The sequence below is a fragment of the Streptomyces niveiscabiei genome, from assembly GCF_033794345.1.
In the GTDB taxonomy this organism is placed as follows: domain Bacteria; phylum Actinomycetota; class Actinomycetes; order Streptomycetales; family Streptomycetaceae; genus Streptomyces; species Streptomyces niveiscabiei.
Genome location: NZ_JARAYJ010000002.1, coordinates 243,403 through 258,403, shown reverse-complemented (window position 1 = coordinate 258,403; position 15,001 = coordinate 243,403). Strand labels below are relative to the sequence as shown.

The following is a 15,001-nucleotide window of genomic DNA, read 5'->3' as shown; positions in this document are numbered from 1 at the left end:
GCTGTCTCCCGTGAGAAGGGATCATCAGGCTGTCATGTCCACACCCGAATAGCGGCCCGAATCGGCCAAGTCCCTTATGGAGAGGGGACGTTGCACGCGCCGGAGTGGAGCCGGTACGGTCCCGGCTCCACTCCGGACGAGGTGCGCCATCAGAACCGCACCGTCAGAACTGTGAGAAGAACCTCCAGATCTCCGCCTTCGTCCAGGTGGTGGCGCCGTTGTCGCCGCCGGTGCCGTCGACGGGGGCGGGTGCGTGGCCGCCGTCGAACGCGGCCCACTGGACCGGGTATCCGGCACGGCAGCCGGAGTAGGCGGTGGTGACGTGGGTACGGCTGCCCGGCGCGGGTTCGCGCGGGTTCTGGGCGGCGCAGCCGTTGTTGCGGACGAACCGGTCGCGCAGGGAGCGCCCTTGGGAGATGTTCAGGACGTTGTCGCTGACGCCGTGGATGCCGAGGTAGGCGACGGGCTGGCTGCCCCCGCTGCATCCGCTGATCTCGCCGCCGGAGATGACCGCGACGGCCCGGAACATGGTGGGCCGGGCGCAGGCGAGCGCGTAGCTCATGCCGCCGCCCCAGCTGAATCCGGTGGAGAACCGCTGGGCCGGGTCGACACAGAGGCCGCCCTCGATGCGGCGGATCATGTCGTCGACGAAGGTGACGTCCTCACCGCCGGAGTTGGCCCAGCCGTTGCCGAGGCCCTGGGGTGCGACCAGGATCGCGGAGTTGTTCGACTGCTCCTGCTGCCCGTAGTAGGCCCAGGTGCTGCCGCTGCTGCCGCCCGAGGCGACGTCGTTCGCGGTGCCGCCCCGCCAGTGGAAGCCGAAGATCAGCCGGTAGCGGTGGTTGTTGTCGTAGTTGGCGGGCACCCGCAGGATGAAGCTGCGGTTCTTGCCGCCGCTCTGGATCGTGTACGTGCCGCTGGTCAGGGTCGGTGCGCTGCCGCAGGCGCCGGTTCCGCCGCCGTCGGACGACAGCTTGACCAGCTGCCACTGCTGGTTGGCGCCGCCGTGGTCGGTGTACTGGACGACGTTGCCGCCGTCGGCGGTGGACGAGCCCTGTACCTCGACGGCCTTGCCGCTGCCGCGGCCGATCAGCCGGACGTTGCCGCCGTCGGAGTCGGCCAGCCGGAACTGCTGGTTGGTCCCGCCGTGGTCTGCCCACTGCTGGATCGGGGCGCCGTCGGCGGTCGAGGCGCCGGACACGTCGAGGACCTTGGCCGAGTGGCGGGCCTTGAGGCGGTAGAAGCCGCCGCCGGAGTCCACGAACTGCCACTGCTGGTTGGCCGCGTCGCTGCGCGTCCACTGGTAGACCCGGGCGCCGTCGGCGGTGGAGGAGCCGGAGACGTCCAGGGCCTTGCCGCTGCCCCGGTTGACCAGGGCGTACCAGGCGTTGGGGTCGACGGTCGCCGCCTCGGCGGGCGCGGGGTTCGCCACGGTGATCAGGCCGGCCGCGAGGGTGGCCGCCGCGAGGCCGGCGATCCGTGACCACCAGCGTGATCGTGCGGGTAAGGCGTTGCCGTGCGCTGTCGTCGTCATCGGTTCCACCCCTCGGTCAGGCCCGGGCCCAGCGCTGGCTGCCGCTGCCCGAGCAGGAGCTGAGCTGCATCAGGGTGCCGTTGGCGGTGCCGCCGGAGACGGTGTCGAGGCAGAGGCCGGACTGGACGCCGGTGACGGTGCCGTCGGAGTTGAGGCGCCACTGCTGGTTGGCGCCGCCCCAGCAGCTGTAGATCTGGATCCGGGCGCCGACGCCGGAGCCCCCGGCGTCCAGGCACTTGTTGCCGTAGACCCTGAGTTCACCGGCGGAGGTGGACTGCCACTGCTGGTTGGTGCCGCCGTGGCAGTCGTACAGCTGGACCTGGGTGCCGTCGGTGGTGCTGGAGTTGGGCACGTCCACACAGCGGCCCGAGCCGACGCCCTTGAGCGGTCCGCCGTCCGTCGGAGGGTTGGTGGTGCCGCCGTTGAGGGCGTTGAGGACGGAGGTGTAGGCGGGCTTCTTGCTGCCGTTGCCGCTGAACAGCAGCGGTGTCTGCTCCGCTCGCCAGGAGTCGGTGTCGCGCACGCCCCAGACGGTGATGCCGAGGCAGCGCGGGACGGCCAGGCAGTCGTTGGTGACGTTGGCGTAGGTCGAGGCCGAGGCGCCCTGGATGTCGAGTTCGGTGATGGCCACGTCGACGCCGAGGGCGGCGAAACTCGACAGGGTGGTGCGGTAGTTGCTGTTGTACGGGCTGTCGTTGTTGAAGTGGGACTGGAAGCCGACGCAGTCGATCGGGACGCCGCGCGCCTTGAAGTCCTTGACCATGTTGTAGACGCCCTGCGTCTTGGCCCAGGTCCAGTTGTCGGTGTTGTAGTCGTTGTAGCAGAGCTTGGCGGCCGGGTCGGCGGCGCGCGCGGTGCGGAAGGCGACCTCGATCCAGTCGTTGCCGGTGCGCTGGAGGTTGGAGTCGCGCCGGCCTCCCGAGTTGCCGTCGGCGAACGCCTCGTTGACGACGTCCCACTGGGCGATCTTGCCCTTGTAGTGGCCCATGACGCCGTTGATGTGGTTGATCATCGCCTGGCGCAGGGTGCTGCCGCTGAGGCTCTGCATCCAGCCGGGCTGCTGGGAGTGCCAGGCCAGGGTGTGGCCGCGGACCTGTTTGCCGTTCTGCACGGCCCAGTTGTAGACGCGGTCGCCGGCGGTGAAGTTGAACTGGCCGCGCTGCGGTTCGGTGGCGTCGATCTTCATCTCGTTCTCGGCCGTGACCATGTTGAACTCGCGGTTCGCGATCGTGGTGTACGCCGAGTCGCCCAGCCTGCCGGAGGCGATGGCGGTGCCGAAGTACCGGCCGCTCTGCTTCGCCGCGGCGCCGAGCGTGGACTCGGCGGCGTGCGCGGCCGGCGCCGCCGTCAGGGCGGGCAGCACGCCGAGGGCGCCGACGGCCAGCGCGACCAGCGGGCCGCGGAGCTTCCGTCGGACGACGGATACGGGTGGGGCGGACGAGCGCATGGCTGTGCCTCCTGGGGGGACGTCACGTGATGACCGGAGGGTGCGCGAGGCGCCGGAACACGCGGGTGCGGACCTCACCGGGAACGGGGGTGGCGCAGGAGCTTGTGTGCGCGGTTCTGCTGTGCGGCTCTGTGCTCAGGATGATTGAAGGATTGACGGCGCGCCGTCAACACTCACGACAGAGAAACTTTCAGATTCTCCTTCGAAACATTCGATCCGTCGAACCGTGCGGCGCGCGAGGTTTTGTAGACAGATCAGCGCGACACCTTGACCGATGAGCTTCCTGTTTCTAGCTTGTGGCGTCAAAGGTTCGGGAAATTCTTCGAATGTTTCGAAGTTTGCTGGTTCCTCGTTCCTGGTTCCTCGTTCCTGCGTATGGCCGTTCCGCAGTTCACCGGCGTCACCTCCCCCACTTCCTAGGAGGCCCTCTGATGCGGTTTCGCCCCTCGTTCCGGATCCGTCCGAAGCGCTTGACCGCCGCCCTGGCACCCTTACTGCTCCTGGGCGCCGCCCTCGGCGCCAACAGCACCGCGAGCGCCGCCCCCAGCGCATGCGACCTCCCGTCGTCGTACCGCTGGACGTCGACCGGCGCGCTGGCCCAGCCCAAGTCGGGCTGGGTCTCACTCAAAGACTTCACGGTCGCCCCGTACAACGGGCAGCAGCTCGTCTACGCGACGACGCACGACTACGGCACCCGCTGGGGTTCGATGAACTTCGGCCTGTTCGGCAACTGGTCGCAGATGGCCTCGGCGAGCCAGAACGCGATGACGAACTCGGCCGTCGCGCCCTCGCTGTTCTACTTCGCGCCGAAGAACATCTGGGTGCTCACCTACCAGTGGGGCGGTACCGCCTTCTCCTACCGGACGTCGAGCAACCCGACCAACCCGAACGGCTGGTCGGCCCAGCAGACGCTGTTCACCGGAAGCATCTCCGGCTCCGGAACAGGCCCCATCGACCAGGCGCTCATCGGCGACAGCCAGAACATGTACCTGTTCTTCGCCGGTGACAACGGCAAGATCTACCGGGCCAGCATGCCGATCGGGAACTTCCCGGGCAACTTCGGTTCGTCGTACACGACGATCATGAGCGACACGGTGAAGAACCTGTTCGAGGCCCCGCAGGTCTACAAGCTGAAGGACCAGAACCGCTACCTCATGATCGTCGAGGCCCGGGGCGCCAGTGAGCGGCGCTTCTTCCGCTCGTTCACGGCCACCAGCCTCAACGGCTCGTGGACACCGCAGGCGGCGACCGAGAACAACCCCTTCGCCGGCAAGGCCAACAGCGGGGCCGGCTGGACCAACGACATCAGCCACGGCGAGCTGCTGCGCACCAACGCCGACCAGACGATGACCGTCGATCCCTGCAACCTCCAGCTGCTCTACCAGGGGCGCAGCCCCAGCTCGGACGGCGTCGACTACGGTCTCCTGCCCTACCGTCCGGGGCTGCTGACGCTCCAGCGCTAAAAGTTTCTGGATCTTGGCAACTCTTCGCGTGGGCTGTGACCACAAGGAGACGGATCCGCCGGCCCGGCCGGCGGATCCGAGACCCTGCCGCACAGCACGCAAGGAGCGCACCTCCCCCATGAACAACCCCACGAACGGCGGACGCCGCCGGCGGACCACCCCCACGAACAGTGGGCGCCGCGGGCGTCACCGCCGTCGCTGGACCGCCACCGCCGTCCTGGTCGGCACGCCGCTGGCCGTCGTGCCCTACCTGCTGTTCACGCAGGAGGACTCGCAGGCGGCGACGATCGACGCCAACGCGTACTACAAGCTGGTCTCCGTGCGCAGCGGCAAGGTGCTGGACGTCAACGGCTCCTCCACCGCCGACGGCACCCGCATCCAGCAGTGGACCGACCAGAACACCGCGAACCAGCAGTGGCGGCTGCGGCCCACCGGCAAGGGCTACTACGAGCTGGTGAACCGGGCCAGCGGCAAGGTCCTCGGCACGGCGGCCCGGTCCGCCGCGGCCGAGCAGCAGACCGACAGCTCCTCCGCCGCCCAGGAGTGGCGGATCAAGGAGGCGGGCGGCGCCGTCACCTTCGTCTCCCGCGCGAACGGCCAGGTCCTGGACGTCACCGGGGCCTCGAAGGCCGACGGCGCCGCGGTCATCCGGTACGCCGACCGGGGCACCGCCAACCAGCAGTGGAAGCTGGTGAAGGCACCCCAGGCCCAGACGGCCGGGACCGGGCCGTACGTGTGGAAGAACGCCCAGGTCGTGGGCGGCGGCTACGTCACCGGGCTGGTCTTCAACCCCCGGGAGAAGGGGCTGCTGTACGCGCGCACCGACATGGGCGGCGCCTACCGCTGGGACACGGGCGCGAAGCAGTGGATCCCGCTGACCGACTGGCTCGGCGAGAAGGACTGGAACCTGCTCGGCATCGACGCCATAGCCACCGACCCCGTCGACCCCGCGCGGCTCTACCTCTCGACGGGCACCTACACCAACGGCTGGGCGGGCAACGGCGCGATCCTGCGCTCGACCGACCGGGGCCGCACCTTCCAGCGCACCGACCTGCCCTTCAAGGTGGGCGGCAACGAGGACGGCCGCGGCGCCGGCGAACGGCTCGTGGTCGACCCGGCGAACAACGGCACCCTGCTGCTGGGCACCCGCAAGAACGGCCTGTGGCGCAGCACCGACCACGGGGTGACCTGGCGTCAGGTCTCCTCGTTCCCCGTCAAGGACGGGGCGAGCAGCGGCGGAGGCATCGCCTTCGTGACGTACGGCCCGGCCGGCAGCGGGACGGTCTACGTCGGGGTCGGCGACCGCTCCACCTCCCTGTACCGCTCCACCGACGGCGGCACCACCTGGCAGGCCGTCGCCGGGCAGCCGGCCGGCCAACTGCCGCAGCACGGCGTGCTCTCCGGTGACGGCTCGCTGTACCTGACGTACACCGACCACCTCGGGCCCAACGGCGTGACGGGGGGCTCGGTGTGGAAGTACACGCCGGCCGGCGGGACGTGGAGGAACGTCTCCCCGTCCCAGGGCTCCTACGGGTTCTCCGGTCTGGCCGTCGACCCGCGCAAGCCCTCCACGGTGATGGTCACCACCCTCGGCCGCTGGTGGCCCGAGGACGAGATCTACCGCTCCACCGACGGCGGCACGACCTGGAAGGCCCTGGCCGACCGGTCGAAGCGCAGCGCCTCCGCCGCCCCGTACGTCGGCACGCACACCGGGCACTGGATGACCGCCCTGGCCATCGACCCGTTCGACTCCGGGCACGTGCTGTACGGCACCGGCAACGGCATCCTGCGCAGCGAGGACGCCGACGCCTCCGACAGGGGCGGCACCAGCCACTGGAGCAGCGGGGCCCGCGGTCTTGAGGAGACCGCGCTGATCGACGCGGTCGCCCCGCCCGGTGGCGCTGCCGTCGTCACCGCCATGGGCGACCAGGGCGGCTTCCGGCACGACGACCTGACCAAGGTGCCCGCCGGGCGGCTGAGCAACCCGATGATGACCAACAGCACCGGCATCGACTTCGCCCAGTCCAAGCCGTCGCTGATGGTCCGCGTCGGCCGGGGCGGCGCGCAGGACGGCGCCTACTCCACCGACGGCGGCGCCAGCTGGAAGGGCTTCGCGTCGGAGCCGGTGGCCAGTGCGCAGGACGGCCATGTCGCGCTCGCGGCGGACGGCTCCAGCATCGTGTGGACCGAGACCGGCCAGGCCCCGTACCGCTCGGCCGACCTGGGGGCGAGCTGGACACGGGTCACCGGTCTCGGTACGGACGCCGTGGTCGTCGCCGACCGGGGCGCGGCGCGGACGTTCTACTCCCTGTCGGGCGGCACGCTGTACGCCAGCACCGACGGCGGCGCGACGTTCACCGCCCGTGCCACGGGGCTGCCCGCAGGCCGGCTCGCCGCCGTGCCCGGTGCCGCCGGGGACCTGTGGATCTCCGGCCAGGACCGGGGGCTGCTGCACTCGACCGACGGGGGCCGTACGTTCGCCGCCGTCGGCTCGGTGAAGGCCGCCTCCGCGCTCGGCTTCGGCAAGGCCGCGCCCGGCGCCTCCTACCAGGCCCTGTACCTGATCGGCACGGTGAAGGACGTCACCGGCGTCTTCCGCTCCACCGACCGGGGCGCCACCTGGCTGCGCGTCAACGACGACGCCCACCAGTGGGGCGCCATCGGCGGCGTCGGCGTCGTCACCGGCGACCCCGACGTCTTCGGCCGGGTCTACATCGGCACCAACGGCCGCGGCCTCCAGTACGGCGACCCGTCCTGATCCCGCGTCCGGGCGGGGGCGGCACTGCGCCCTCGCCCGGACCGGCGGGGCTCCTGCGGGGTTCAGCGGTTGAGCGCCTTGCGCAGGCGGCGGCGTGACGCGGCCCGCCATGCTGCCGGGAGGTCGCGTTCGCGGGCCTCGGCGGTGGCCTGTTCCTGCCCGTACAGCAGCCCCCACACGAACCCGGTCTCGCCGGCCGTGTGGGCGGCCACCGCGAGGTCGCGCAGGGTGGCGCGGGCCACGACGCTGTCCTGGTGGTCGCCCAGGACCTTCTGGACGGCCTTGATCCGCTTGCCGAGGCGCTTGGCCGGTTTGCCGAGGGAGGGGCGGGCGGGCTCCGTGGCGTACCGGGTCCGCTTGGCCGCCTTGCGGGCCTCGTGGAGCGCCCTGTCGCGGTCCGCGCCGGGCGGGAGTCCGAGCGCGTGCGTCACGCGGGCGGCGAGGCGGGCGTACTCCTTGAGGACCGCGTCGGCCATCACGGACTGGGGCTTCCGGGAGGCCTTGGCGCGCAGCGGGGGGTGGTGCGTGAGGGCGGCGAGGGAGTTCAGGAGGGCCAGGTAGCGGGGTGAGTCCAGGGCGTCGAGGGTGCGCCGGCGGGCGTCGGCGCCGGTGGCCGCGTCCCAGACCTGGAGGCGGGCGGCGACGGGGCCGAAGCGCAGTTCCGGGGGCAGTGCGGCGAGCCTCGTGTCCAGGCGTTCCAGCAGGACCTCGTGGTCGCGCTCGGCGGCGAGTTCGCCGCCCAGCCACTTGAGCTCCGCGCGGACCGGGTCGGCGGCCTTCCGGTCGACGACCGTCCGGTAGGACCGCAGCACGGCGCGCAGCCGGCGGCAGGCGACGCGCATCCGGTGCACCGCGTCGGGCACGTCGCGCCGGACCGCGGGGTCCAGCTCCACGAGGGCGCCGACCTGCTCGGCCACCTGCCGCAGCACCGCCTCCCCCGCGGAACCGGGCACCGCGGCGCGCCCGCCCGACGGCGGCCGGGGTGTTCCCGCCCCCGTCTCAGTGAGGGCCCTGGCGAGGGGCGACGCGGAGTTGGCGCGCTCGATGCCGCTGTCGCGCAGGGCCTTGTCCACCGCGTCCAGGAGCCCCGGACCGGCGCCGTCCGCGAGGGTGACCGCCAGTTCGGCCCACCGCGCCTTCGTCCCGGTGCCGTGCAGGGACTCGGCGCCGACGGCGTCGACGCTCAGCTCGGCGAGGTCCCTGCCGCCGGGGCCGACGAGCCGGTGTACGCGCCGGGCGGCCCGGACCCGTACGACCGGCCGCAGCGGCGCGCCCCGGGTGCGGGAGCGGGCCAGGTCGCGCAGGGCGTCCGGCACGGTGTCGGAGAGCGGGGCGTGGATCTCCTCCCGGCCGTTCCCGGGCAGCGGCAGTCCGAGGTGCCAGCCGGCGTCGGCCTCGCCCGCCCCGCGCCACAGCGCGGCCGAGGCGCCGGCCAGCCGCAGGTCGTCCGTGTCGTAGTACACGGCGTCTCGTTCCCGCGTGCCCCCGTCCACGACCGCCGCGATCCCGTCCACGCGGGTGAGGTCGGGCAGCCATGCCGTGCCGTCGGCGGAGGGGGCGTCGTACGTCCGTTCTGTGTCCTGTTTCGACTCGGTCATGTACTGCGCGTACACGCCTGAGCGGCGGACAAACCCGGCCGTCCGGGATTCCCTGCGCGGGGACGGCGGGGGCGTTCAACTCCCAAAGCCGGGACAAGATCCTTGCCGGATGTCTTGTCAAAGGTTGAACGGAGTCCTAGATTCCGGCCATGCCGAGGGAACGAGGAATCGTTTCCCTTCCCCCCATGTCATCGAGCAATGGAGCCACGATGTCGTCGGTACTCGTCAGACCCGGACGCCTGATAGCGGTCGCCCTGGCGACGCTCTCCCTCCTTCTCCTGGGACATCCCCGCGCCGAGGCCGCGTCCTGGGGAGCCCCCCAGACCGTCAACTCCTGGAACACCGTCGACGCCCGGTGGACCGCCAACAACGAGCTGGAGACCTACACCCCCGCCTGCGTCTGGTACGAGGGCGGCACCCTCGTCATCAAGACCTACCGGTCGGGCGGCACCTACTACTCGGGCCGGGTGGAGTCGAAGGCGCTCTACGGCTACGGCACCTACAGCTTCACCGCGAACCTGCCCAGCGGCCGGGGCCTCCTGCCGGCGGTCTGGGCGGCCTACCTGAACCCGTGGCTGCCGGAGTTCGACGCCGCCGAGATCGTCGGCCAGAACCCGAACACCGTCTACCAGACGTCCCACGACGTGAACAACGCCCAGACCCAGTTCTCGAAGACGAACTCCTCGGGCTGGACCAACGCGTTCCACCGGTACTCGTTCACCTGGTGGCCCGACCACATCGACTTCGCCGTGGACGGCACCATCACCGGCACCAAGTGGTACACCACCCCGCGGGGCGTGGGGATGCGCTTCATCGTCAACACCGCGGTGGGCGGCGACTGGCCGGGCAACCCCGACGAGTCGACCTGGGCCACGGCGGACGGCGCGCGGTACCTGCGGGTCTCCTCGATCACGTACACCCCGTACACGCCCTGATCGCCCCGTCGCCCCCGCCCGGCGCGGACGGCCGGGCGGGGGCGACGCGGCCGAGCGGGTCAGGCGCCGGTCGCGACGGCCTTGCCCGTGACCGGGGCCTGCGCGGGCAGGCGCAGGCTCTTGAGGGCCACCGTCAGCAGGACGGTGATCACGACGCCGCCGGCGAGCGCGAGCAGGAAGAGGAGCGGCCGGCCGGTGTCACCGAGGCCGAAGGCACCGCCGTACGGGCTCCTGCTGGTCGGGCCGAGGATCATGACGAGGGCGCCGGTCACCGCGCCGCCCGCCATGGACGCCGGGATCACGCGCAGCGGGTCGGCGAGGGCGAAGGGCACGGCGCCCTCGGGCAGGAAGGCCGCCCCGAGCAGCCAGCCCGCCTTCGCGTAGCCGCGCTCCTCGTCGCCGAACAGGCCGCGCCGCACCAGCGTGGCCAGCGGCAGCGCGAGGGCGGGGACCATGCCTGCCGCGATGACGGCGGCCATCATCGTCATGTTGAGGGTGCTGAACCGCGTCGGGTCGCCGCCGCTCAGCTCCACCGCGCCGTAGCCGATGGCCGTCCGGGTGATCATCCCGCCGAGGTCGGCGCAGGCCATCGCGCCGAGGACGAGGCCGGTGGCGACGGTGTTCTCGAACTGGAGGTAGGCCAGTTCGCCGTGCAGCCGGCCGCTCAGGGAGTTGAGCAGTTCCCCGACGACCCCGAGGACCAGGAACGCGGTGACCACGGTGGTCGCCAGGGGGAACAGCCAGGCCGAGGCGGCGCCGCGCCAGCGGGCGGGAACCGGGACGCGTCCGAACGCGAGGGTGACGAAACCGGCGCACACTCCTGCGGCCAGCCCGGCGAGGACCCCTGCCTGCACACCGGCGGCGGTCAGTCCGCCCACGGCCGCCGGCACCACCGCGGGCCGTCCGGCCAGGCTGTGGGCGACGAGCCCGGCGACTGCCACGGGGAGGAAGACCAGCGCGGTGAGGCCGGTCTTGAGCAGCAGCGCCGCCCAGGTGTCCAGCCGGCTCCAGTCGCCGGTGAACAGGAGCTGGGAGGCGCTGTCCGACAGGTGCGGGCCGCCGACGGCGAGCGCGAGGACGACCATGACGCCGGGTATCGCGACGAGCGGTCCGAGCTGGGGGGCGTAGCCGGTCAGCCGGCTGGCGAGCCGGTGGCCGGACGGGGTGCGACGGGGCATGGGAAGGCTCCTGGGGAAGGGTGGGGAGGTGCGAGGCGGCGGGCATCCACGGGACACGGGCGTGTCCGGCGCCTGCGGGCCACGGCGCCGGCCGTGGCCCGCGCGGACGGTCAGTACGTCGTGATCAGCTCGTCGTGATCAGCTCGGAGCCGAACTTCGCGAGGATGTCGTCCAGCTTCACGCCGACCATGTGGATCGTGCGCTTGCCGCAGCAGTTGTCCCAGATGGCGCCCGCGTTCACGCCCACGATGTAGGCCGCGATGCCGCTGCGGTCGGTGATGTAGATGGGGGCTCCGGAGTCTCCGGGCTTGGTCTCAAGACCGTTGTTGTAGTTCGGGAAGTTGGTGCCGCCCTTCTCGAAGACGAACCCGGAGTTGTTCTTGATGCAGACGTCCGTGCCCGACCAGCAGATGTTGAACTGGCCGTTGGAGATCGGGTGGCCGCAGTGGTTGAAGCTGACCGCGCCGCTCACGCACACCTGAAGGCCGAAGTAGACCGGCTGCTTGCCGAAGACCCTGATGTGGCTGCCGCTGATCTGGCTGCCCCCGGTGTAGATGATCGGGGCGTAGTCGGTGCCGCTGAGCTCCTCGGCGTCGACGTCCGTGTTCCGCTTGTAGACCTTGCCCACGTAGCTGTTGCTGTTGGCACCCCCGCTGTAGTTGCGGTTGTAGACGTTGACCCACCAGCCGTAGCAGTGCGCGGAGGTCAGCAGCTTGTCGCCGCCGGGATAGTCCTTGACCGCGACCCCGCCGGTGCACTGGTTTCCGCCGGTCGCGCCGATCAGCGCGTTCCCGCCCCAGAAGGGCGACCAGTCGGCGAAGCGGGTGTTCTGGGGTTCCATGCGGGACTGGGACGTCTCCAGCTGGCCCGGGTGGGCGTCGTTCAGCTGTCGCAGGGCCGAGTCGGAGGCGTCGCTGCGGACCCGGAGCTTGTCGCTGAGAGCGTCGTACTCCGTGGAGACGGCGTAGGTGCCCGCGTCGGGCGCCCACTGGCGGTCCGTGACCGTCTTGCCGAGGCTGTCCAGGTCGGCCTGGGTGAACTGGCTGGTCTTGACGGTGGCGTGCGCGTCGGCCGGGACCTGGGCGGTGGCCTGGGCCTGTTCGTCGGCGGAGGTGCCGGCCGGCAGGACGAGGATCGGGGCGCCGGGGTCGCCGAAGACACCGAGGGCCGCGTGGTCCTTGGCGACCTTGTCGAGCTGCTGCGCGGCCTGCTCCTCGGAGGTCGGCGCGGGCGGGGCCGCGGAGCCGGCCGTGGACTCCGGGACGGTCTCCTTGGGCGCGTCGGCCGACGGCGGCGCGGAGGCGGCCGGCGCGGCGGGCGGATCGCCCCCGTCGGCGTGGGCCGCTGTCGCGGGCGCCGCGAACAGGGCCGCGGCGACGGCGGCCACCGCGACGGCCTTCCGCACGCGCGCCGCTTCCGTTCTGATTCTCACGTCTTGCTCTCATTCTCGAAGCGGGCGGCCGGGGCCCGCACGAGGCACGGAGCCACCGCGGTCCGCCCGGGGAGCCGAAGCTGTTCGAGCCGGTGCCGAGCGGGTCGGCCCGGTCGGCGCGGGGACGGACCCTTCGCGCAGAGCACGATGATGCTTGCGGGGTTCGGCGGAGGCATGCGCGGTTCTACCCATTTCCGCGAAGAGCGTTCCGTCGGGAGCGGGGGCGTTCACCCGGCGGGCCGCTGCGCCCACCACGCGGCGATCTGGGTGCGGCGGCGCAGACCCAGCTTGGTCAGGATGTTCTCGACGTGCCGGTCGGCGGTCCTCGGGGAGAGGCAGAGCTCCGCCGCGATCAGCCGGTTGGTCAGCCCCCGGGCCACCAGTGCGGCCACCTCCCGCTCACGCCGGGTCAGCGACGGGGCGGCGGGCGCGGTGTCCTCGCGCAGGGCGAGGGCGATGGCCTGGCCCGGGGTGTCGTACCGGCTGCCCTCCGCGAGGGCCTTCCGGTAGGCGTCCTGGCCCAGCGCCGAGGCGACCGTGCGCGTGCAGCGCACGTGGTGGGCGCCGAACTCGGCGCCCATGGGGATGCTGACGCCGCTCGCCAGCGCGCTCACGGCGCCGAGGAGCAGCGCGGCGCGCTCGTGGGCGCGGGCCGACGGCTCGGCGGCGGCGATCCAGGCGAGCAGGTCCAGGGCTCGCGCGGTCGCCACGAAGTCGTCGAAGTCGCGCAGGATCTCCAGGGCCGCCCGGATGTGCGCCAGGGCCTGGTCGTGGTCGCCGCGGGCCCGCAGTTCGTAGCCCAGCGCGAGCAGGGCGTAGGAGCGGCAGTGCCGTTCGCCGTGCGTCTCGGCGAGGGCCACCGCGCGGCGGCCGGTGTCGAGGGCGCGCGGGTCGGCCAGCCGGCTGCGGGCGAGGGTCATCTGGAAGAGCCAGAACAGGGGCTGCGCGCTCTCGCCGGCCCCGTGGTGGGTGGCGAGGGCCTCCTCGAAGTGGGCGAGGGCCTGGGCGGGCCGATCCAGCAGGAGCGCCGAGGTGCCGCGCAGTCCCCGCACGGAGGCGAGGACGGACGGGTTCGCCAGCCGGTGGCCCAGTCGCTCGGCCTCCGCCAGCCGGTGCCGGGCGGCTTCCGGGTCGCCCTGGAGGAGGGCCAGGTAGGCGGCGGCGGACAGGGCGCGGGCCCGGGTCAGGGTGGGTTCGGGTGCCGCGTCGAGCGCCCGGTCGAGGCGGCGGCGTCCTTCACCGAGCAGGCCGTTCGCGCTCCAGTGGAAGCGCAGCGCGGCGGCCAGGGCGAGTTCGGCCTGCGCGTCGGAGCATGCGGGGCCCTCGCAGTGCTCCGGAGCCGGGGGCCGGTCGGCGAATCCGGCCTGCGCCTCGAAGCGCGCAGGGCCCTCCAGGGCCGGACGCGAATCGGCGAGTCCGGCCCGCGCGTCGGGAGCCGCCAAGCCCGCGCGGTACTCAAGGGCCAGGCGCAGGTTGGCGTGTTCGGCGCGCAGCCGGGCCAGGGCCTCCGGCTGGCCGGGGCCGTACCAGCGCAGGGCGAGGCCCTCGGCGAGGGTGCGGTAGAAGTCGCGGTGGCGGCGCGCCAGGTCCCGCCGCTCCGGTTCGGTGAGCCGGGCATACGCGTACTCGCGCAGGATCTCCGGGAGGTGGTAGCGGCCGTCGCGGGCGGCCACGACGGACTGGGCGACCAGCCGGGCGAGGAGGCCGGGCACCTCTGCGGCGGTGATGCCGTCGCCGGAGCAGACGTCGGCGGCGGCGTCCGGGGTGAAGCCGTCGCGGAAGACGGCCAGCCGGTTCCACAGCAGCCGCTCGGCGGGGGTGCACAGTTCGTAGCTCCACTCGACCATGCCCCGCAGGCTGTGCTGGCGCGGGGGCGCGGTGCGGCAGCCGCCGGTCAGCAGCGCGAAGCGGTCCGTCAGCCGTTCCACGGCCACGTCGAGGGTGAGGCTGCGCAGCCGGGCCGCCGCCAGTTCGATGGCGAGCGGGAGCCCGTCCAGCTCCGTGCACAGCCGGACGGCCTGGGCCCGGTTGGCGTCGGTGACGCGGAAGCCCGGCCGGACGGCTGCGGCCCGGTCCTGGAGGAGGTCGACGGCCTCGCCGTCGGCGGGCAGGGGCGCGAGGGCGTGGACGTGTTCGCCGGGGACGGCCAGGGCCCGGCGGCCGGTGGCCAGCAGGCCGACTCCGGGGCAGGCCGCCAGCAGCGCCGTGGCCAGGGCCGCGCTCGCGTCCTGGAGGTGCTCGCAGTTGTCGAGGACGACGAGGGCCCGGTGCCGGGCCAGCTGGTGGGTGAGCGTCTCCAGGGCGGGCCGGGTGCCGAGGTCGGGCAGGCGCAGCGCCGCCAGGGCCGTGGCGGGCACCGTGGCGGGGTCGCGCACCGGGGCGAGGTCGACCAGCCAGACGCCGTCCGGGTAGGCGGTGCGGGAGAGGCCGGCCAGGTGCAGGGCCAGCCGGGTCTTGCCGACTCCGCCCGGGCCGGTCAGGGTCACCAGGCGGGCGGTGCGCAGCAGCCGGAGCTCGGAGACGTCGCGCCGCCTGCCCACGAAGCTGGTCAGCGGGGCCGGCAGGTTGCCTGCGATGGGGGTCGGACCGGTCACGCCTCACCTCGTGCGTCACGGACGTCCCCCGAGCGTATCCGCTGCCGGCCGGCCCCGCGCCG

At 72.5% G+C, this 15,001-nt stretch carries 8 protein-coding genes and 1 pseudogene; 3 read left to right on the top strand and 6 right to left on the bottom strand.

Annotation, left to right across the window (positions count from 1 at the left end):
- Positions 1 to 163: 163 nt before the first annotated feature.
- Both PV682_RS03375 and PV682_RS03370 read right to left on the bottom strand, forming a co-directional pair.
- Complete coding sequence (locus PV682_RS03375; protein ID WP_319723802.1) at positions 164 to 1,534, bottom strand: RICIN domain-containing protein; 1,371 nt, start codon at positions 1,532 to 1,534, stop codon at positions 164 to 166.
- A 16-nt stretch (positions 1,535 to 1,550) separates the two neighbouring features.
- A complete protein-coding gene (locus PV682_RS03370; RefSeq protein ID WP_319723799.1) occupies positions 1,551 to 2,981 on the bottom strand; it encodes an endo-1,4-beta-xylanase in 1,431 nt (476 codons plus the stop codon).
- Between the two features lie 542 nt (positions 2,982 to 3,523).
- Between PV682_RS03370 and PV682_RS03365 the strand changes: the two are divergent.
- Both PV682_RS03365 and PV682_RS03360 read left to right on the top strand, forming a co-directional pair.
- Positions 3,524 to 4,444, top strand: a pseudogene (locus PV682_RS03365) (non-reducing end alpha-L-arabinofuranosidase family hydrolase); the annotation flags it as partial.
- Between the two features lie 118 nt (positions 4,445 to 4,562).
- The gene (locus PV682_RS03360) at positions 4,563 to 7,202 is read left to right on the top strand and encodes an RICIN domain-containing protein (RefSeq protein ID WP_319723797.1); all 2,640 of its coding nucleotides are present in this window, start codon (positions 4,563 to 4,565) and stop codon (positions 7,200 to 7,202) included.
- A 62-nt stretch (positions 7,203 to 7,264) separates the two neighbouring features.
- Here the strand turns inward: PV682_RS03360 and PV682_RS03355 are convergent, their stop codons facing one another.
- Positions 7,265 to 8,800 carry a CYTH and CHAD domain-containing protein gene (locus PV682_RS03355; protein WP_319723795.1) on the bottom strand — a complete coding sequence of 512 codons (1,536 nt, stop codon included), beginning with the start codon at positions 8,798 to 8,800 and terminating at the stop codon, positions 7,265 to 7,267.
- 209 nt (positions 8,801 to 9,009) lie between these two features.
- Here PV682_RS03355 and PV682_RS03350 point away from each other — a divergent pair, with 209 nt between their 5' ends.
- On the top strand, positions 9,010 to 9,735 hold the full coding sequence (locus PV682_RS03350; protein ID WP_319723793.1) for a glycoside hydrolase family 16 protein: 726 nt from the start codon (positions 9,010 to 9,012) through the stop codon (positions 9,733 to 9,735).
- A gap of 59 nt (positions 9,736 to 9,794) precedes the next feature.
- On the opposite strand, the gene PV682_RS03345 is transcribed toward PV682_RS03350, so the two are convergent.
- The 3 genes from PV682_RS03345 to PV682_RS03335 form a co-directional block, all read right to left on the bottom strand.
- Positions 9,795 to 10,913, bottom strand: a complete 1,119-nt coding sequence (locus PV682_RS03345) for a fructose-specific PTS transporter subunit EIIC (protein ID WP_319723791.1) — start codon at positions 10,911 to 10,913, stop codon at positions 9,795 to 9,797.
- A 124-nt stretch (positions 10,914 to 11,037) separates the two neighbouring features.
- A complete protein-coding gene (locus PV682_RS03340) occupies positions 11,038 to 12,345 on the bottom strand; it encodes a chymotrypsin family serine protease (RefSeq protein WP_319723789.1) in 1,308 nt (435 codons plus the stop codon).
- A 227-nt stretch (positions 12,346 to 12,572) separates the two neighbouring features.
- On the bottom strand, positions 12,573 to 14,939 hold the full coding sequence (locus PV682_RS03335) for an ATP-binding protein (RefSeq protein WP_319723787.1): 2,367 nt from the start codon (positions 14,937 to 14,939) through the stop codon (positions 12,573 to 12,575).
- Positions 14,940 to 15,001 lie beyond the last annotated feature (62 nt).

Coding starts and splice junctions, on each gene's coding strand:
- PV682_RS03375 (WP_319723802.1), bottom strand. CDS start 1,534: ATGACGACGACAGCGCACGGCAACGCCTTACCCGCACGATCACGCTGG.
- PV682_RS03370 (WP_319723799.1), bottom strand. CDS start 2,981: ATGCGCTCGTCCGCCCCACCCGTATCCGTCGTCCGACGGAAGCTCCGC.
- PV682_RS03360 (WP_319723797.1), top strand. CDS start 4,563: ATGAACAACCCCACGAACGGCGGACGCCGCCGGCGGACCACCCCCACG.
- PV682_RS03355 (WP_319723795.1), bottom strand. CDS start 8,800: ATGACCGAGTCGAAACAGGACACAGAACGGACGTACGACGCCCCCTCC.
- PV682_RS03350 (WP_319723793.1), top strand. CDS start 9,010: ATGTCGTCGGTACTCGTCAGACCCGGACGCCTGATAGCGGTCGCCCTG.
- PV682_RS03345 (WP_319723791.1), bottom strand. CDS start 10,913: ATGCCCCGTCGCACCCCGTCCGGCCACCGGCTCGCCAGCCGGCTGACC.